18 protein-coding genes are annotated in these 18,221 nt (G+C 55.3%); 6 read left to right on the top strand and 12 right to left on the bottom strand.

Features of this window, described 5'->3' with window-relative positions:
• Nucleotides 1-119 precede the first annotated feature (119 nt).
• Together R0137_RS14450 and R0137_RS14445 are read right to left on the bottom strand one after the other, a co-directional pair.
• Nucleotides 120-2,582, bottom strand: coding sequence for a hypothetical protein (locus R0137_RS14450; RefSeq protein WP_407327107.1), 2,463 nt, complete (start codon nucleotides 2,580-2,582; stop codon nucleotides 120-122).
• Between the two features lie 224 nt (nucleotides 2,583-2,806).
• On the bottom strand, nucleotides 2,807-4,036 hold the full coding sequence (locus tag R0137_RS14445) for an Nramp family divalent metal transporter (protein WP_407327106.1): 1,230 nt from the start codon (nucleotides 4,034-4,036) through the stop codon (nucleotides 2,807-2,809).
• A gap of 77 nt (nucleotides 4,037-4,113) precedes the next feature.
• Here R0137_RS14445 and R0137_RS14440 point away from each other — a divergent pair, with 77 nt between their 5' ends.
• Genes R0137_RS14440 through R0137_RS14425 form a run of 4 tightly spaced genes read left to right on the top strand, consistent with a single transcriptional unit; the run spans nucleotide 4,114 to nucleotide 6,591 of the window.
• A complete protein-coding gene (locus tag R0137_RS14440) occupies nucleotides 4,114-4,962 on the top strand; it encodes a glycosyltransferase (protein ID WP_407327105.1) in 849 nt (282 codons plus the stop codon).
• Nucleotides 4,963-4,992: 30 nt separating this feature from the next.
• Nucleotides 4,993-5,751, top strand: a complete 759-nt coding sequence (locus R0137_RS14435) for a hypothetical protein (protein ID WP_407327104.1) — start codon at nucleotides 4,993-4,995, stop codon at nucleotides 5,749-5,751.
• Nucleotides 5,748-6,218 (top strand): GNAT family N-acetyltransferase, encoded by a 471-nt coding sequence (locus tag R0137_RS14430; RefSeq protein WP_407327103.1) that lies wholly within the window; start codon nucleotides 5,748-5,750, stop codon nucleotides 6,216-6,218. Before R0137_RS14435 ends, R0137_RS14430 begins: the two co-directional genes overlap by 4 nt.
• The gene (locus tag R0137_RS14425; RefSeq protein WP_407327102.1) at nucleotides 6,205-6,591 is read left to right on the top strand and encodes a hypothetical protein; all 387 of its coding nucleotides are present in this window, start codon (nucleotides 6,205-6,207) and stop codon (nucleotides 6,589-6,591) included. The genes R0137_RS14430 and R0137_RS14425 overlap by 14 nt, the downstream gene beginning before the upstream one ends.
• 19 nt (nucleotides 6,592-6,610) lie before the next feature.
• On the opposite strand, the gene R0137_RS14420 is transcribed toward R0137_RS14425, so the two are convergent.
• The 7 genes from R0137_RS14420 to metG all read right to left on the bottom strand — a co-directional run bounded on the left by R0137_RS14420 (nucleotide 6,611) and on the right by metG (nucleotide 14,154).
• Nucleotides 6,611-7,324: an electron transport complex subunit E gene (locus R0137_RS14420; protein ID WP_407327101.1), complete on the bottom strand. Its 714-nt coding sequence runs from the start codon at nucleotides 7,322-7,324 to the stop codon at nucleotides 6,611-6,613.
• Nucleotides 7,321-7,995 carry an electron transport complex subunit RsxG gene (gene rsxG / locus R0137_RS14415; RefSeq protein ID WP_407327100.1) on the bottom strand — a complete coding sequence of 225 codons (675 nt, stop codon included), beginning with the start codon at nucleotides 7,993-7,995 and terminating at the stop codon, nucleotides 7,321-7,323. The genes R0137_RS14420 and rsxG overlap by 4 nt, the downstream gene beginning before the upstream one ends.
• The gene (gene rsxD / locus R0137_RS14410; protein WP_407327099.1) at nucleotides 7,992-9,020 is read right to left on the bottom strand and encodes an electron transport complex subunit RsxD; all 1,029 of its coding nucleotides are present in this window, start codon (nucleotides 9,018-9,020) and stop codon (nucleotides 7,992-7,994) included. The genes rsxG and rsxD overlap by 4 nt, the downstream gene beginning before the upstream one ends.
• On the bottom strand, nucleotides 9,017-10,729 hold the full coding sequence (gene rsxC, locus R0137_RS14405; protein ID WP_407327098.1) for an electron transport complex subunit RsxC: 1,713 nt from the start codon (nucleotides 10,727-10,729) through the stop codon (nucleotides 9,017-9,019). The genes rsxD and rsxC overlap by 4 nt, the downstream gene beginning before the upstream one ends.
• Nucleotides 10,726-11,334, bottom strand: a complete 609-nt coding sequence (gene rsxB, locus R0137_RS14400) for an electron transport complex subunit RsxB (protein WP_407327097.1) — start codon at nucleotides 11,332-11,334, stop codon at nucleotides 10,726-10,728. The genes rsxC and rsxB overlap by 4 nt, the downstream gene beginning before the upstream one ends.
• 4 nt (nucleotides 11,335-11,338) lie before the next feature.
• Nucleotides 11,339-11,917, bottom strand: a complete 579-nt coding sequence (rsxA, locus tag R0137_RS14395) for an electron transport complex subunit RsxA (RefSeq protein ID WP_407330028.1) — start codon at nucleotides 11,915-11,917, stop codon at nucleotides 11,339-11,341.
• A 191-nt stretch (nucleotides 11,918-12,108) separates the two neighbouring features.
• Nucleotides 12,109-14,154: a methionine--tRNA ligase gene (gene metG, locus R0137_RS14390; RefSeq protein WP_407327096.1), complete on the bottom strand. Its 2,046-nt coding sequence runs from the start codon at nucleotides 14,152-14,154 to the stop codon at nucleotides 12,109-12,111.
• Between the two features lie 132 nt (nucleotides 14,155-14,286).
• On the opposite strand from metG, the gene apbC reads away from it, so the two are divergent.
• Together apbC and dcd are read left to right on the top strand one after the other, a co-directional pair.
• On the top strand, nucleotides 14,287-15,096 hold the full coding sequence (gene apbC, locus R0137_RS14385; protein ID WP_407327095.1) for an iron-sulfur cluster carrier protein ApbC: 810 nt from the start codon (nucleotides 14,287-14,289) through the stop codon (nucleotides 15,094-15,096).
• Between the two features lie 11 nt (nucleotides 15,097-15,107).
• Nucleotides 15,108-15,677, top strand: coding sequence for a dCTP deaminase (dcd, locus tag R0137_RS14380; protein ID WP_405271280.1), 570 nt, complete (start codon nucleotides 15,108-15,110; stop codon nucleotides 15,675-15,677).
• Here dcd and R0137_RS14375 read toward each other — a convergent pair whose 3' ends face one another.
• From R0137_RS14375 to purM, 3 genes are read right to left on the bottom strand one after another with little or no spacing between them, the layout of a single operon-like run.
• Entirely contained in the window at nucleotides 15,678-16,502 is an 825-nt protein-coding gene (locus tag R0137_RS14375; RefSeq protein ID WP_407327094.1) for a DUF3108 domain-containing protein, read from the bottom strand.
• Nucleotides 16,499-17,173, bottom strand: coding sequence for a phosphoribosylglycinamide formyltransferase (gene purN, locus R0137_RS14370; RefSeq protein WP_407327093.1), 675 nt, complete (start codon nucleotides 17,171-17,173; stop codon nucleotides 16,499-16,501). Before purN ends, R0137_RS14375 begins: the two co-directional genes overlap by 4 nt.
• Complete coding sequence (gene purM / locus R0137_RS14365; RefSeq protein ID WP_407327092.1) at nucleotides 17,170-18,216, bottom strand: phosphoribosylformylglycinamidine cyclo-ligase; 1,047 nt, start codon at nucleotides 18,214-18,216, stop codon at nucleotides 17,170-17,172. Before purM ends, purN begins: the two co-directional genes overlap by 4 nt.
• Nucleotides 18,217-18,221: the final 5 nt, after the last annotated feature.

Raw genomic sequence — 18,221 nt, 5'->3', positions numbered from 1 at the left:
GCGTAAGCGTTAAGCCTTATCGATGCCCACAAAAAAGCCGATCGTAAAGATCGGCTTTTTTGTGGATGGCTCCGCGCTAGACGATAAACGTGAGTCTAACGATTTCTCGAAGCCCTCCTTTATGGAATGGTCTCATTGCACGTGTTTGGATCAGTGGGGTCTGGGTCATCCGAGCAAACCGTACTGCATCCAAAGCTGCCAATCTGAGAGGTCGCGCCACCAATATCCTGTGCCAGAACGGTTATGCGTCCTCCGCCGGGGATACCTGTACCGTTAATCCTAAGAGAGGTAGTGAACGCTCCAGACTGCCCGACAAGGTCTGGTACGGTCAGGGTGAGGCTGTCCGTGCTCTCAGGGAACACTATCGCGCAATCCTGATCCGCGCGGAACGTTAGCGTCGTTCCGGCGCCAGGGGCGTTGTTATAGACGTCCGCAACGTAGATTTCATATAGCGATCCTTCTTGCAGGATCGTAGTGGCAACTCTGGGATTGTCGGGTGTCTTACCCGCCAATACCTGAAGATTCTGTGCAGACGCCGTCAGAGTTAGTACTACAGACGCGCGGACATTCAATAACTCTCTGCTACAGAAAACACCATCACCCTCGGGAGGGCATAGGCTGCCGTTGTAAACACCTTCGCCTGTGTTTGGGTCTACGTTCTCGCTGTAAACGCCATCGCCATTGAAATCGATGAACTCTTCAGAAGAGCCTGCTGCTATGCAGTTCTCTTCTGGGCTGGGGCTGGGGCATTGCGGGCCAGCGAAGGGCGTGTACACGCCATCTTCGTTGTGATCGGTAAACGCTTCGGGCAGGTTCTCGAAAGATTCGCCCTCGTCGTAGACGCCATTACCGTTGCCATCTACAAAGAACTCCTCCCCTACCACGGTGATTGTTACTGTGCTTCTCAGTCCGCGAATCGCACCCAGGTCGTTGGGGCAGGGCCCGAAGGAGCCCGTATGGGAAGGGCAGTCGTAGCTTCCGTCATCTACAGTCGTTTGAACAAGGTCCTGATTAAAGACGGGGAAGCGCGGCGCCTGGCTGGTCCAAAGCACACTGCAGGTCCCTACGGCTGGAGTTGCCGGGTCTGCTCGTTCGCCGTTGCTGGTGCCCGTCAGGCAAGACGTGTCGATGGCCCCATATTCTGTGGTGAACACTACGCTGGTGCCATCGGCGACGGGGTTACCGAAGCGATCCACAAGGCGCACTGTAATAGTGGACTCTACGCCATCAATATCCCGGGCTCCCGGTACATGAAACTGGCTGGCAGAAACGCTGATACCGTTTTGCTGGGGGAGGCCCGTGCTGATGACGATTTGGTTTGACGATGCAGCCTGCTGCTGGTTCTGACTCGTATCAAAGCTTGCTGTCACGACAGTGGAAGTCGCGACGTTGCCCGCACTTACGTCAACAACAACCAGTCCCTGGCTGTTTGTGACCCCTGAAGTGTTTAAAAGGGTTATCCCGCCTAGGGCATTAGTTAAGGCAAAGTTGACTGTAACGCCCGCAAGCGGAGTACGTTTTTCGAGGTCCAGGTAACCTGGCTCGCCCGGTGCCGGATCGCCGGCTTCAAGAACGACAGCTTCTTCCAATACTTCAAAGGTGACTGATGCGACCTCTGGCCGACCGGGGCCGCCGGTGTTTTTGAGTGCGATGATTGTGCGTCCGTTAGTGTCGCCACCCTCGGTAGGCTCCGTGGATACATAACCAATAAAGTTTGCATCACGGCCGGCAATAGTCACGCTAGCAGTGGCTGTTGAATCGCCATCAACTAGTGTCGCTGTTAGATCGTCGCTCGTTTCACAGCTTCCTGCCAGATACTCTGCGCTGGCAAGGCCGTCGAGAGTTTCGATGGTCAGCGTGTTGGTGCCCGTTCCGGTGTCGCCAATGGCGCGAAATGACGCCAGCCCGCTCAGTGAACACGCACTGGACAAGCGAATGAGCTGAACGGCACTGGATGGCGTTCCTGCCTCATCAACCACTGCCAATCTGGCGACAGCGCTGCCGCGGAACGCGAGGCTGTCACTGCTGAGGCCGATCTGACCTGCAATAAACGATGTGCCTTCAAAATACCCGAGGCTAAGTCCCGCGCCGGAGATTTCAACGCCGATGGTTGCGGTTACTGTGCCTCCGGGGCTTTCGGCGGTGACGGTAATCGTGTCAGCGCCGAGGGTCCCTCCGGCCTGAATCTCTAACTCCGCAATACCGTCGGCATTCGTGAGTGCCTGTCCGTTTGTAGGAGAGATTACGGCGAAATCTGCCGTTGCAAGAACCACCAGTCCACTCACGGCAGCGGCATCGACAGTGTTCTCTCGAACCTCGATGCGCAGTGTGGCAGGGAAGGTCTCGCTAACTACGGTTGTAGGATTGCCGGCGGGATCAACGGTTGTGAGCGTAATCGTGTAAGTAGTGACGTCGTTATCGCCGTCGCCGGGTAGAAAGCCACCGCCGCCGTCGCTACCACCGCCTCCACCGCAGGCGCTTAAAACTGCGAGCATAGTGCCCACAATAGTGCCCATGATAGTGCTCTTGACGACGCCTACGGCGCCCCTTCGGCTGCACAGTGTGCGAAGGCCCTTAATCATTATCGTCCCCTTTGGGGATGGCCGAGCCGCTCTTCGGCGGTACCGGACCGCTCCCACTCCCGCTGGTTAGGCTACCTGATGCCTGTCTACTCTATACCGACAGGGCTCAGTTACGCTACACAGGCTACCACAATCCTAGGTGAATCATAGAAAAAATCATAAATAACATGGCGATAGCGCGTTTTTGTAATTTTTTACACAAACTTTTCCTGCGGTGAGACCCACTAGCTGAGCAAGCCCAGTAACTTGTTTGCCCCCAAGCCCACCGTAACCCCAACGACAAGGACACCCAGAAGGTTGCTTCTCCAACTATTGGCAGCGTCACCGAGCAACTCGCGCCTGTTCATCAGCCACAGCAGTACTATCGCGATTATAGGGAGCAGCAGACCGTTGGCCGCCTGTGCGAATACGATGAGACTCAGGGGGCGCGCGCCGGTAGCGGCAAATACGGTGCCCGTGAGGACTACGCTCAGCGCGATTAGTCTGAATGCCGTGCCGCGTAAAGTGTCCGGTAAACCCAAAGCACCGCACACGGCATAAGCTGCGGCCAATGGCGCGGTGATGGCACTCGTCAGGCCCGCCGCGCAAAGGCCTGCGGCAAATACGTAACGGCCCGCTGGACCTAGAACTGGCTCCAGCTGTGTGGTGATCTTCTCCGGGGCAAAGGCCAGACCCTGAGCAAAAAACGTCATCGCCGCAGCGCTGACTATAGCAAGGGTAACCAGTCCTCCGAGAGAAACCGATAGCGCCGTGTCGATCCTCGCGGATGACAAAGCTTGGACTCGATCTGGTTCGTCAGCCCAGTGTTCTCGTGCGGCGTTCGCTTGAAGAAAGAGGTTGTAGGGAACCACCGTTGTGCCAATGAGAGCGATCACCATGGTTAGCGACGCCTCAGGCAGTTGTGGGCGGAAGCCTTGTATAAGGGATGACCAGTCGGGGCTGAGGAGTAGCGCACTGGCAACAAATACGGCGCTCATGAGTAATACGAGGGCAATGAGTACGCGTTCGAGTTGACGGTAAGCGGGTAAGAACAGCAAGGCTGCTGAAGCGCCCCCAATGAACAAGGCCCAGGTGCTCGTGTTTATGGCGGAGATGCTCTCCAGTGCAAGCGCAGCTCCAGCGATGTTTCCAGACTCGTAAGCCGCATTGCCCAGGCCGATCGCAGCAATGACAAGAACTATTGCGCCGCGGCCGAGCCATCGACCTGCAAGAGCCTCTCGCAGGGTGGTTGCCAGGCCCTTGCCCGTCACAATCGCTTGCCGGACGCTCATTTCCTGCAGTGCCATAGTTGCAACCACGGAGAATAGAAGCGCCCATAACAACGCGTATCCATAGCCCGCGCCGGAGGCGCTGGCCGTAGCGATTGTTCCCGGTCCGACGAAAGCGGCGGCGACTAACAGTCCCGGCCCGAAACCCCATTTGCGTTTTGATCTTGGCGGTGCGGTTTTGCTCAAAGTAGTTCTCTCATGAATAGCTTATTGCCAGCATCTCGTCGATGCAGCTTGCTAGTCCAACTGCTAGTATCCGCCCGATGATAACCGAGGCCCACATACCACCGACACTCAGTGTGTCCATAGTGCTCCACAACAGTAGCCTTGATCAGTTACGTATCACCTTGCGTAGCCTTATGGCGAGCGTATTTGCACTGCATGGTCAGCTGCGAGAGCCGGTAGCCTTAACTATTCTGGACAACTGCTCTGAGCCTGAATATCGGGACCAACTTGCCCAGCTCTTGTCTGAGCTTGAAGTTAAGGATGCCCCGGCGGTCGATCTGAGTGTACGACACTCAAATGAAAACCTGGGTTTCGGGGGCGGGCACAATTTTGTTTACGAAGATCGGCCGGGACGGTACTTCTTGATACTGAACCCGGATGTAGAGTTCGCGACCGAAGCCCTTTGCGAGGCGCTCCAATATCTTGAAGCCAATGCGGGGGTGGTGGCGCTAAATCCCTATTGTGAACGCACTGACGGTAGTCGAGAGTACCTCTGCAAACGCTATCCAACTGTCTTTGATTTGTTATTGCGAGGCTTGCCGTTTTCGTCGCTCAGGCAGGTCTTTTCTGAAAGGTTGGCCCGCTACGAATATCAAGACTTGGAACACTCAGCGCCCGGTTCCGTCACGCTACTTAGTGGTGCGTGTTTGTTATGTCGCGGCGGCAGCTTTGCCGGGGTAGGGCGCTTTGATGAGCGCTATTTTATGTACTTCGAAGATTTTGATCTTTCCCGGCGATTGGCGGTTGAGGGGCAACTCGTGTTTATGCCGACCATGAGGATCGTGCATCACGGCGGCTTTGCAGCGAAGAAAGGCATGCAGCATATTCGTTGGTTCGCGCGCTCAGCCCTGCGCTTTTTTAGTAGCCATGGCTGGCGCCTACTCTGATGGCGCCGTGTCGATGCTAGAATCACCCCTATGAGTGCATCGCAAGAAATCAATCGCCTTCGCTACCTCGCCGCCATGGGCGTTCCCGCTTATGTAGCGCGTCGGCCGTTGCCCGGCGCGGCAGTATCAGCAAAGTACGCGCTGCGGATTGTTACTAAGGCTGCGGAGGCTCGTCAGGGGTCGGTTAACAATATGGGTGAAGTTGGTGCGGCAACCTCAGTCAAGCCAAGCAAACGATCTGCAGGTACCCCTCCTGCCGCGCAAGCTTTACGAGAGTCCCTGCAGCAGGACACAGGGCGGCGAAGGGCGCCTCAAACAGAGACTGTATCTGACACTAGTACAACCGTGGCTAGGTCTGCGGCATCGCTGGCTCAGATTCCTCGATTCCGTTTGGCGGCAATGATCATTGGGAAGAGGCTGTGGCTGGAAGAGCTGGGAGATGAGGCGCTCGCGCAGGATCAGCTTCAGCTCATTTCTGCAATGTCCCGCGCGCTGAGTCACCCCGCCGTGGACGAAGATGCGGTTGCGGTCACGGAGTTTCGCTGGCCCCTTCATGACAACGCGCAATTGGGGTTAGGGTCTGAAGATGCTGCGGCGACCTTGCAGGGATTTCTTTATCGACAGTTGGAGGAGAACGCCTGCGTTGAGCTGATCAGTCTTGGCGATGCGAGCAAGGCTTTGCTCATGGATTTGAGTGTTCCTTGCGCGAGGCGCTTCGTGCCTTCAACCCGCGAGATGCTGAAGACGCCGCTGCTTAAGCGTGAAGTCTGGAACACACTGCGCGTTTGACGGCCAATATTCGCGAGGCCACGCTGGGCGACATTGATGCCATTCTTGCAATCGATGGCGCGTACTCCCCAGTCTTTAACTTGGCTGAAAACTACATCAGGCTCCTGGGCTCTAGCGGTTTACTTGTTGTGGCGACCCGCGAAGATATCCTCTGCGGATTTGCGGCTTGCTCTCGCGTGTTGGACGAAGCCACGCTATTAAATCTTGTAGTCGAACCCTCATCGCAGGGATTGGGCGTGGCGAGACTGCTGCTAAAGACAACGACGGACCGGCTCGTTCATGGCGGTGTAACTCGTCTCATGCTCGAGGTGCGAGCGAGCAATGAACCTGCTCAATCATTGTATCGCTCGATCGGATTTACAAAAGATGGATTAAGAGAACATTATTATCGTGGCCTTAACGGTGCTCGCTCAGAGGCAGCCGTTTTGATGAGCCGACAACTGGAGAATCCGAATGCGGGTACTTGAAGCTGGAGATTGGGGGATGTTAATCCCTGATGAATGGCAGGCGGAGCAGGACGAAGATGCAATTGTGATTGGGGATCGAGACGGTGTGGGGTGTATCGAGGTCAGCGAGTTACACAAGGATTCAGGCGACTTTGGTGCAGAAGATCTTCGGCAGCTCGAGCCCGATGCAAGCCAGTGGAAGGCTTGTACGAAGGGTAGCTTCGAGGGTATTTACAGGGCTTTGATCGAGGAAGGTGCTGCCATTCGAGAGTGGTATATCTACGCAGGATCCCTGCTTTTGTACATCACCTATTGCTGTGAATTGGATAATCAGGGTTTGGATGACGCCGCGGTGGACGAAATACTCGACACGCTCCGCATGGCCACCGAGTGACCGTAGCTTACTGATCCAGTTAACTGACGGTGCCGGTAACTCGTACTCGCTTGCTGCCGGTTTCCACCGGCGCCGCTCTCGCCAGGGCTCTGCGCTCAATTTCGCCATCAACAACGTTCTTCAGTGCGATGATGAAACCGGTAAAGATAAATGCTCCCGGCGGCAAAATCGCGAGAAGAAACGGCTGATAATTCTCAAAAGCTACGATTTTCCAGCTTACAGCTGATGCCCCAAACAACAGGTCCATGTTGGCGAAAATCGCACCTGTTCCAGAAAGCTCCCGCAGTGCACCAAGGAGCAGCAAAATAAGGGTAAAACCAATGCCCATAATGAAGCCGTCGTACATGGCAGGGAGTACGGGGTTTTTCCGCGCAAAGCCATCCGCTCTGCCAAGGATCACGCAGTTGGTGGTGATCAAAGGCAAGAAAATTCCGAGTATCTCGTAGAGTTCATAACTGTAGGCCTGCATGAGTAGCTCAATACAGGTAACGGCCGCCGCAATAATCATGACGAAGGTGGGAAGTCGCACCGCATCGGAGGTGACGTTGCGTATCAATGATACCGCGGTGTTGGAAGTGATCAGTACAAAGCACGTTGCGATACCCAGGCCCAGTGCATTAACCACGCTTCCTGTTACCGCGAGGAGGGGGCAAAGTCCCAGCAGTTGAACAATCGCCGGGTTATTCTTCCACAGTCCGTTTATAGAGAGTTCACCGTAGTCGGCCTTACTCATGGTGTGGGCTCCTGCTCACTTGAGGCTGTACCTAGCTCTTCGCCGAGCTCTCTCCCGAACAAACTGCTTCGGTTTTCCCGTGCGTACTGCAGAACCCGGGCGGTAGCTTGGACAACTGCCCTGGGGGTAATGGTAGCTCCAGTGAACTGATCGAATTCACCACCATCCTTGCGCACCGTCCAGCCTTCCAATTCCGGATTTCCAAGGGAGCGCCCCTTGAAGCTATCGATCCAGTTAGACTTTCTGTGGTCTACCGCATCTCCCAGACCAGGTGTTTCTCGGTGCTGAAGGACGCGGACACCCGCGACGGATCCGTCGCGATTTACACCCACGATGAGCTCTATTTCACCGCTATATCCGTCCGGTGCTGTTGCGGGGATGAGCACGGCCGAGGGGACTCCCGAACGCCTCGCAACGTAGATAGACTTGTCTTCTCGCAGCTGCAGCAAAGGATCGTTAGTTGGAGCAAGGAGGCGATCATCAAGCATCGCATTGTCGTGACTGGCTCTAGGAATGATTTGGAGCAGGGCTTTTTCTTCCGCCGCTCTCTGCGCAGCGCTGATACGATCTTTGGTTCCCAGAAAGGTGCTCGCTACCAAGAGCGCCGTGAGCACAGCAAACCCCGCAAGGAGAAGACTGTTGCGTGTGATTGCCTGATGGAGCTCGTTCACGCCGTGGGGCCCCCGCGCTGACCGTACACTTTAGGTTGGGTGTAATTATCGATAAAAGGCGCAGCAAAGTTTGCGATAAGGACCGCGAAGGCTACGGCATCGGGGTAGTTACCCCGCACACGGATGGTGTAGATGAGGACTCCGATCATCGCTCCAAAAATTAGTCTCCCGCGATTACTCACTGCCGACGATACGGGGTCCGTCAGTATAAAAAATGCGCCGAACATCGTTGCGCCGCTAAATAAATGGAACAGCGGTGAGCCTCCGCTTGCGGAGCTTCCCTCGTCATAAAACACAAGGGCGCAGAGGCTCAAGGCGAGTAACATGGCGAGGGGTGCGTGCCAGGTGAACACGCGTTTGGAGAGTAAAAATAATCCACCAAGAAGGAAGGCCGCGTTCGCTCCCGCCCAGCCTACTCCCTGAAAGGCTCCGAATTGAGGATTCGCTGCGTACAGATCGCTCAGCAGCATTCCCTTGTTTTGACGCATGAGGTCCAGAGGTGTGGCCATGGTTTGAGCATCAAAGCTGCCGGGATTAAAGCAGGCGTTTAGCGCCGCTAGTAAGCCAGGAACGGATTCACCCACGCCCAATGGGGCGGCCCAGGTGCTCATTTGGAGAGGAAACGAAATCAGTAAAACAACATAGCCCACCATCGCCGGGTTAAAAGGGTTGTAGCCCAATCCGCCATAGAGGTGCTTTGCGATAAGGATGGAAAAACCTACGCCGATGACCAACAGCCACCATGGGGCGTAAGGCGGAAGAGCGATACACAGTAGCGTAGAGGTAACCAAGGCGCTGTAGTCTGTCAAAAAGGGCTTTAGGGGCTGCTTGCGCAGAAGCAGCGCAAGGCTTTCGCAGAGCAGTGCTACTGCGCCACCGAACACGATATTCACTACGATCCCAAAGCCAAAGTAGTAAGTGAGGGCGATGACGCCGGGCAGGGTTGCCAATAGCACCGTCCTCATGACGCTGCTGGTGCTCATGGGCCCATGAGCATGCGGGGATGTCACGACGAGGAGACTCATGCGCTTTCCAGCTCGCTCTGGAGATCGGCAAGCTTTTTTTCGGTAGTTGCTACGGCATTTTGAAGGGCGGTGGTGATGGCAGGGTCGTTGCCGTTGTCCGCCGCCAGTTTATCTCGGGCTTTGCCCAGTCGTGTCTCGATGCGCGCAAGTTTTTCCTGTTGTTCCTGTCGTACTTGGTTGTCGTCCTTTGGAGCTCGGGCCTGAGCCGCCTTGCGCGCCTGCGCTCTCTCAATGGCGGCTTGGATCGGATCGCCCTCAGAAGCTTGATCTGCGGCCTTTGCAAGAGCTGCTCGTTTACGGGCAGCGCGTTTGGCTTCTTTTTCTTCCGCCGCTCTCGCCATACGTTCCTGTCGCGCTTCAAAGCGTACACGAGCGTGATCAGCGCGTGCATTGTCGGCTTTTTGCTCCCGCACAGCTGCTTTGGATGCCCGGTAGTACTGCACCAGCGGAATATGGCTTGGACATACGTAGGAGCATGCACCACATTCGATGCAATCAAACAGGTGATGCTCCTCCAAACGTTCATGGTTCTGGGAGCGGGCAAACCAGTAAAGCTGCTGCGGCAGTAGTCGCGCAGGGCAGGCTTCAGCGCAAAGACCACAACGAATACAGGCCGAAGCCTGATCGGGTTCGGGAAGCTCCTTCGGGCCGGGTACCAACAGACAGTTGGTTGTCTTCACCACAGGGCATTGGTGATCACTCAGTGTGACTCCCATCATGGGGCCGCCCATAATGAGACGTTGTCTCGGTGCAGCCTCGTAGTCTGCCTGGGCGAGAAGATCCTCCATGGGCGTACCCAGCAGGACCTCGAAATTGCCTCGGTTTTTCGCGGACTCACCTGTGACCGTGGTGACGCGACTAACCAGAGGACGGCCGTGCTTAATGGCGTCGTGAACGGCGACTGCACTGCCGACGTTCTGACAAAGAATGCCGATGCTCACGGGGAGGCCACCGCTCGGGACTTGCTTGCCCGTTAAAATCTCTATGAGCTGCTTTTCACCACCGGACGGGTACTTGGTAGGAAAGCTTACGAGCTCTATATCCTTGCGACCCCCAAGTGCGGTTTTAAAGGCTGCGATAGCTTCGGGCTTATTATCTTCAATGCCGATGAGTATTTCTTTGGGGCGGGAAATGTATGCGAGGATCTCTGTGCCTGAAATGATGCTCTGGGCACGTTCACGCATCAGACAGTCATCGGCCGTAATGTAGGGCTCGCACTCCGTACCATTGATGATCAGTGTTTCGACGGCGTTCTTGGGCTCCGTCGGAAGCTTTCGAGCCGTGGGGAAGCCCGCGCCTCCCAATCCAGCAATACCCGCTTCAAAAATCTTTTGCACCAGAGCGCTCGGGTCTACGCTGCGAAAGTCGTCGAGGGGCTCGAGTTTTACCCAGCGGTCTTCGTGGTCACAGTCAATCACGAAGCAGGGGCCCATCATTCCCGACGCGTGGGGAATGGGGCGATTCTCGATGGCAGCAATGACGCCCGAAGTGGGCGCATGAACGGGCAGTCCACTGAGATCGGTAAGTCGTTGGCCACCTAAAACCACTTGCCCGGGTTCTACAATCGCTTTCGCTGACGGACCAATGTGTTGAGCCAAAGGTAGTATCAGCTGGGATGGGATTGCGGCTCGACGGATGTCTTCGCTGTTCGAAAGCGTCTTTCGCTCTGGTGGATAGATACCTCCATGGAAGTCGTAGACACGCCTCATGCGGCCCGTTCCTCGCTTGCATCTGTCGCAATGATCATTGGGCGGACGTCCGCCGTCGGCAAATCCCAGTGCCAGTTTGTCAGTGTTTTTGGGAGGGGGAGCATTTCTATGCAATCAACAGGGCAGGGATCCACGCAAAGATCGCAGCCCGTACACTCCGAGGCAATAACTGTATGCATTTGTTTGGCGGCCCCGAGGATGGCGTCTACAGGGCAGGCTTGAATGCACTTTGTACAGCCGATGCAGTCCTCCTCGATAATAAACGCCACCGTGGTTTCAGCTTCGGCACCGTGCTCTGCATCCAGGGGTGTGGCTTCCACGTCCAGCAAGTCAGCAAGGGCCTGAATGCCTGCTTCGCCGCCCGGTGGACATTTGTTAATGCCTTCACCTGCGACGATAGCTTCCGCATAAGGGCGGCAACCGGGATACCCGCACTGTCCGCACTGTGTTTGGGGCAAGATTGCATTGATCTGATCGGCAATGGGGTTGCCTTCGGCGCGGAAGCGAATAGATGCAAAGCCAAGGACAGACCCAAACACCAGGCCAAGGCCCAGCATTGCCAGTAGGGCAGCGACGAACGGGTAGTTGCTGATAAGTTCGGACATGCCGTTATACGAGTCCCGCAAAACCCATAAATGCGAGGGACATCAATCCAGCTGTCACCATGCCAATTGCCGCACCGGAGAACGGTGCAGGTACATCGGCAACCGCGATACGCTCGCGCATAGCAGCAAAGAAAATGAGCACCAGCGAGAAGCCCAAGGCGGCGCCAAATCCATACAACAGCGCCTCAATAAAGCTGTGACTCTTGTTGGTGTTGATGAGTGCCACCCCGAGTACTGCACAGTTTGTGGTAATGAGAGGGAGGTACACACCGAGTACCCGGTGTAACAGCGGGCTGGATTTGCGTACGACCATTTCGGTGAATTGCACAACGACCGCAATAACCAAAATAAACGAAATGGTTTTGAGGTAGCCAAGTCCTAAAGGCAGCAGGAGGTAATGATAGGTCAGATGGCTGCAGGCGGAGGCTAGAGTAAGCACAAAGGTGGTGGCCATGGACATGCCCATAGCCGTCTCCAGCTTATTGGACACGCCCATGAACGGGCACAATCCCAGGAACTGAACCAGAACGAAGTTGTTCACCAGAATCGCGCCAATCAGCAGCAGCGAGTAATCCGCCAGCATTTCCTCACCTAAAGCATTCAAGAATGCAAAATAGAAACTCACGAGACCCGCAAGCGTTACATAAACCTAGGCAGTCCAAACCTACGCTACTCAAACCTACGCAACTCAAGAGAGACTCAACATCGCCATGGTAGGCAGAGTTTCCTTAATAAACAATGCGTTGGGTAATTTACACGCCAGAGCTCTCGCCCCTAGGTTATCCGCATCCCGGGTGTCGCACCGCTATCTGGCGACAGCAGATAAATCTCGCTATCACCCTCGCCTGCGGCCAGTACCATGCCCTCTGAGACCCCAAAGCGCATTTTTCGCGGAGCCAGGTTCGCCACAACGACCGTCAGACGGCCTACCAGTGTCGCCGGGTCGTAAGCGGCTTTGATTCCGGAAAATACCTGCCGTTTGCCCATGTCTCCCAGATCCAGTTGCAGAGCCAGAAGTTTGTCGGCACCTGCAACCGCGGCTGCTGACTCGATGCGCGCTATGCGTAAATCAACTTTCTGGAAGTCGCGGATATCCAGATGCTCTGCATCCGACGATCCGTGTTTGTCCTTAGGCTTTGGCGCTGTACTCTTTGTATTGGCCTTTTCAACGGGAACATCCTCACGGTTGCTCTCTACCATTTTTGTCACCAGCTTTGGATCGACACGCTGCATAAGCGGTTCGAAGGTCGCCAGCTCATGGTCTACTAGCAGGTCACCCACCTGGCTCCACTCAAGACTACAGCGCAGATAGTTCGCTGCCCGTTCTGCCATTAACGGCAGCACCGGCTGAAGGTAGATCATCAAGTGACGAAAACAGTTGATGCCAGTCGAGCAAACGAGCTGCACGTCGGCCGCTTGGTCTGGCTCCTTGGCCATGACCCAGGGCTTGTGTTGATCGATGTACTGATTTGCTCGATCCGCCAGCTCCATGATCAACCGAATGGCTTTGCTGAACTCTCGATCCTCATAGGCTTTAGCGATTCCATCACCAGCTTCGGCAAAGGTCGCCAGCAGCTCAGGTTCGCTGCAATGATCGGACATGCGGTTGTCGAAGTTTTTTCGCAGGAAGCCAGCGCAGCGGCTCGCGATGTTCACGACCTTACCCACTACGTCTGAATTGACGCGTTGTACGAAGTCTTCTAGGTTCAGATCAATATCGTCGACGCCCGCACTAAGTTTTGCTGCAAAGTAGTAGCGCAGGTACTCGGCATCCAGATGCTCTAGATAGTGATTGGCATTGATGAACGTGCCTCGGCTTTTGGACATCTTGGTGCCGTCCACTGTGAGGAAACCGTGAACGAATACGCCGGTAGGCGTTCTCAACTCGGCCGCGTGTAGCATGGCCGGCCAGAACAGCCCGTGGAAGTTAATGATGTCTTTGCCCACGAAGTGGTAAAGCTCCGTTCCGCCCCCTTGCTGCCAATAGTCATCAAAAGCAACGCCAGTGCGTTCGCAGTAGTTCTGGAAACTGCCCATGTAGCCTACGGGAGCATCCAGCCAAACGTAAAAGTACTTGTCGGTTTCGCCGGGAATTCGGAAGCCGAAGTAGGGCGCATCCCTGCTGATGTCCCATTCCTGAAGTTCGCCGTCGGTCCACTCACGGAGTTTGTTTGCTACTGCATCTTGAAGGGTGCCCGAGGCAATCCATTCCTGGAGCATTTCCGTGAACATCGGCAATTTAAAGAAAAAATGCCGGGATTCTCGTTCTACGGGTGTTGCACCTGACAACGCCGACACGGGATCGATAAGTTCTGTAGGCGAGTAGGTTGCACCACAGGACTCACAATTGTCACCGTATTGGTCCGGTGTCTTGCACTTTGGACAGGTTCCTTTAATGAACCGATCGGCCAGGAAAAGCCCTTTTTCGGGATCGTATGCCTGAGTGATTTCGCGCTCGCTGATAGCACCTGCGGCCTGGAGTCGCGAATAGATCGTTTCTGACCATTTGCGAGTTTCATCGGAGTGGGTGCTATAAAAGTTGTCGAAGCTGATCGCAAAGGCTTTGGAGGCGGACAGATGGTCCTTGTGAATCGCTCCGATCTGCTCTTCCGCGGTGATGCCCTGACGTTCTGCACTGAGCATGATCGCCGTGCCGTGGGCGTCATCGGCGCACACGTAGTGACACTCGTGGCCACGAGATCGCTGGAAGCGCACCCAAATGTCAGTTTGTACCTGCTCAAGTATATGCCCCAGATGCAAAGGGCCGTTGGCATAGGGTAGGGCGCTGGTGACTAGTATGCGCCGTTGTGTTGAATTCATTGCGAAACTATCTGCGAGAAAAGGCGCGCTATCATAGCGATTGGCCCCGTCGATTTCACCTGCATTGATTGAGTGCGCCGAGGGCAGTACCTATACTTGGCGCCTTTCTGATTTCAGGACAACGTTTCTGCGATGCAAGCAGTCAAACACATTATCGCGATCGCCTCCGGCAAAGGGGGGGTTGGGAAATCCACCACCGCGGTGAATCTGGCTTTAGCCTTGCGCGCCAACGGTGCGAGAGTGGGGCTACTAGATGCCGATATCTATGGTCCGAGCATTGCGCTAATGCTTGGCGTGGCGGATGGCACCCGCCCAGACAGTAGCGATGGAAAAACGCTGACCCCTATTTCGGCCCACGGTCTTCAGAGCATGTCTATGGCTTACCTTGCCAGCGAACGCACGCCGATGGTGTGGCGCGGACCTATGGCAGGTGGCGCGTTGATACAGATGCTCGAACAAACGAATTGGGGTGAGCTGGACTATTTGCTTATTGATATGCCCCCGGGCACAGGAGATATCCAACTGACGCTATCGCAAAAAGCGGCGCTTTCGGGCGCCGTGATCGTGACGACACCTCAGGACATCGCGTTGCTCGATGCTCGCAAGGGCATCGAAATGTTTCGTAAGGTCAGTGTTCCGGTGCTTGGCGTCATTGAGAACATGTCCATGCACACATGCAGTCAGTGTGGTCATAGCGAGTCAATTTTTGGCGCGGATGGCGGTCAACGTATTTCAGAAGAGTACGGTGTGGAGCTCCTCGCGAGCTTACCCCTGGATCGTGTTATCCGTGAGAATACCGACGCTGGGACACCTGTTGTCCTATCCGAGCCGACGAGCGAAGCCGCAAAGGCCTTCGCAGGGGCGGCTTTAGCGCTACAGCATGCCCTGGAGGGTAGTGAACCTTCAGAAGATTTTCCCACCATTAGTATCAGCGACGACTGACGGAACAGCTTATGAGTATTAAATCGGACAAGTGGATTCGCCGCATGGCGACGGAGCACGGCATGATCGAGCCTTTTGAGGCTGGGCAGGTGCGCAATGATGGTGATCGTGGAAAAGTGATTTCCTATGGCACGTCGAGTTATGGTTACGATGTGCGCTGCGCCGACGAATTTCGCGTGTTTACCAACATTAATTCCGCCACTGTTGATCCCAAAGCCTTCGACGATGACAGCTTTGTGAACATTAGTAGCGACGTTTGTGTCATTCCCCCTAACTCCTTTGCCTTGGCACGCACGGTGGAGTACTTCCGTATTCCCAGAAATGTGCTGACTATCTGCCTTGGAAAGTCGACCTATGCCCGCTGTGGCATCATCGTGAATGTAACGCCCCTGGAGCCCGAGTGGGAAGGGCATGTCACCCTCGAATTTTCCAATACAACGACTTTGCCAGCGAAAATTTATGCGAATGAGGGCGTTGCCCAAATGCTGTTTTTTGAGTCAGACGAAGTCTGTGAGGTCAGCTATAAAGATCGCGGCGGCAAGTATCAGGGGCAAACAGGCGTCACCCTTCCTAGGGCCTGATTAGCTGCTGGAGCCCGTGACCGCCGTGCCTGAGAGGTTTGCGCTAATGAGGTTAGCGACGGTGGTTTTACCGTTATCGATATGCACCGTGCGCACCATCAGGTAATCCCATTCTGGTGCGATCCACACGCCGGACTGTCGCTCGGGATCGTCGTGATCACGTTCAAAATGTAGGGTGTTTACCCATCCCATGGGGGTCTCCAGTCGCTCCTCGCCCTGATAGGTAAGGCGATACTCTTTGACCTTGCGTCCATCAGCGACGTGAAAAAGAATATCTTCCCGAGGTGTAGGATCGTTAAGCAGGGACAAGCGCAATTGCTCCTGCTGGCTCATGCGATCCAGAGTTTCTCCCGTCTTTGGTAACTCATACCACTCTTTCTTGTACAAGCTTCGTATCACGCTGGAGCCCTCGTCGAAGTGCACTTCGCGGCGGCGGCTTACGGGACCACTGAGTTGATAGACGTAGGAGCGTGGCTGAATTTGGTCTTCGTCCAGTGTGAACACACTGACTTCACTGATGCCGGCGACCAACAGCTTGCCCTCACTGGTTAAGCGGCAGTCACCGTTGTCGTCCATGGACAAGCTGCGACGAAGTTTGATACTGAGACCTGACGTGGACGTTTTATAAACAGCGTCGTAGGGCGTGAGTGTGCGATGACTTTGGGTCTCAGCGGCAGCTTCCTGGGCTGTGGCACTGCTAACACTGAAGCTCAGTGCAAGTCCTAACGCGAAGGCGGCTCTTTTGGCGAACCCCCCACAGTGCGCTGCGGGCGACAAGGCGTTTTGGTCCGCCATACTTCCTGATTCCCTATCCATAATTGTCATGCGCCTGTCCTGTCGTTCCTGAGTGCCCCGTTGTTCATCTCCCCGTCGTCCATGAACAACGGATTTTTCCAGACCTCTCCGTCGCGGAGCTCTACCTTCTTTTCTAAACACCAGCGTACAGCTTGAGGGTAGATCACATGTTCCTGCACCTGTACGCGCGCTGCGAGGCTATCGGCGTCATCTCCCGGGAGGATCGGTACCTTCCCCTGTACAATAGTGGGGCCTGCATCTAATTCCGGAATCACATAGTGCACAGTGGCGCCTGCTTCCCTGTCACCAGCGTCTAGTGCGCGCTGATGTGTGTTCAGCCCTGGGTATTTAGGCAACAGAGAGGGGTGAATGTTCAATAGCGAGCCGTAATATTCCCGAATAAAACAATCGGTAAGGATTCGCATAAACCCCGCCAGTACGACCAAGTCGATGGACGCTTCGCGTAACTTTAGGAGCATCGCTCTCTCGAAGGCTTCCCGGTTATCAAACTGGCGATGATCGATACAGCAGTGGTGTAGATGCAGGTTTTTTGCTCGCACAAGAACCCCTGCATCGGGCACGTTACTGATGATCAGGCCGATAGATGCTGGAATCACTGCCTGTTCGCAAGCCTGAGCGATAGCAACCATGTTCGAGCCCGCGCCAGACGCCAGTATCGCTATGCGTCTGGAACTACTCATGCGCTGAAGGTAATGCCTTCGGCTCCCGCAACGATGTCACCGATCTGCCAGGCTGCCAGGTTGTGGCTGGCGAGCGTCTCAATAGCAGATTCGACTTGGTCCTTGGGAAGACATACCACCATGCCGACGCCGCAGTTGAAGGTCCGAAACATTTCAGTACGCTCGATGTTCCCTGCTTTCTGCAGCCACGTGAATACCGTAGGCCACTCCCAGCTTGCCGCGTCGATTTGTGCCGTTGTGTTGTCCGGAAGCACCCGGGGAAGGTTTTCGAGGAGGCCGCCTCCCGTAATGTGAGCCATCGCGTGCATATCGACGGTTTCGCGAAGCGCCAGCAGGGCTTTGCAATACAGCGTCGTGGGCTCCAGTAAAAGCTCTCCCAGCGTTTTGCCGCCCTCTTCGAGGGGCTGATCAAGGTCGGCTTGACTTCGTTTCAGTACGCTGCGAATCAGCGAATAGCCATTCGCGTGAGGCCCGCTACTCGCGATGGCCACTAAGGCATCTCCCGCGGCCACTGCACTGCCGTCGATCACTTGGTCCCGCTCTACAACACCGACACAAAAGCCTGCAAGATCGTAATCGCCTTCACTGTACATGCCTGGCATTTCAGCGGTTTCACCTCCGACTAAAGCACAGCCAGACAGCTCACAGCCTTTGGCGATACCGCGTACCACATCAGTGGCGACATCGAGGTCGAGTTTGCCAGTGGCGTAGTAGTCGAGGAAGAACAGGGGTTCAGCACCGCTCACGGCGATGTCGTTGGCACACATGGCGACGAGATCGATGCCAATATGTTGATGTCGATTGAGTTCTATGGCCAAACGTAATTTGGTGCCCACGCCATCTGTCCCTGAGACTAAAAGTGGCTCCCGATACCCCGCGGGCAGTGCGCACAGCGCTCCAAAACCTCCTAATCCGCCCATGACTTCGGGTCGTCGAGTGCGGTCGACGGCATCGCGGATTCGCCCTACGAGCGCGTTGCCCTTATCAATATCCACTCCCGCATCGCGGTAAGTGAGAGGCGTATTGTGTTCATTTTCTGACATGACTG

Origin of the sequence: Congregibacter brevis, from assembly GCF_045689245.1 — a bacterium.
Lineage (GTDB): Bacteria > Pseudomonadota > Gammaproteobacteria > Pseudomonadales > Halieaceae > Congregibacter > Congregibacter brevis.
The sequence above is the reverse complement of the archived record's forward strand: the minus strand, read 5'-3'. Positions and strand labels throughout refer to the sequence as shown.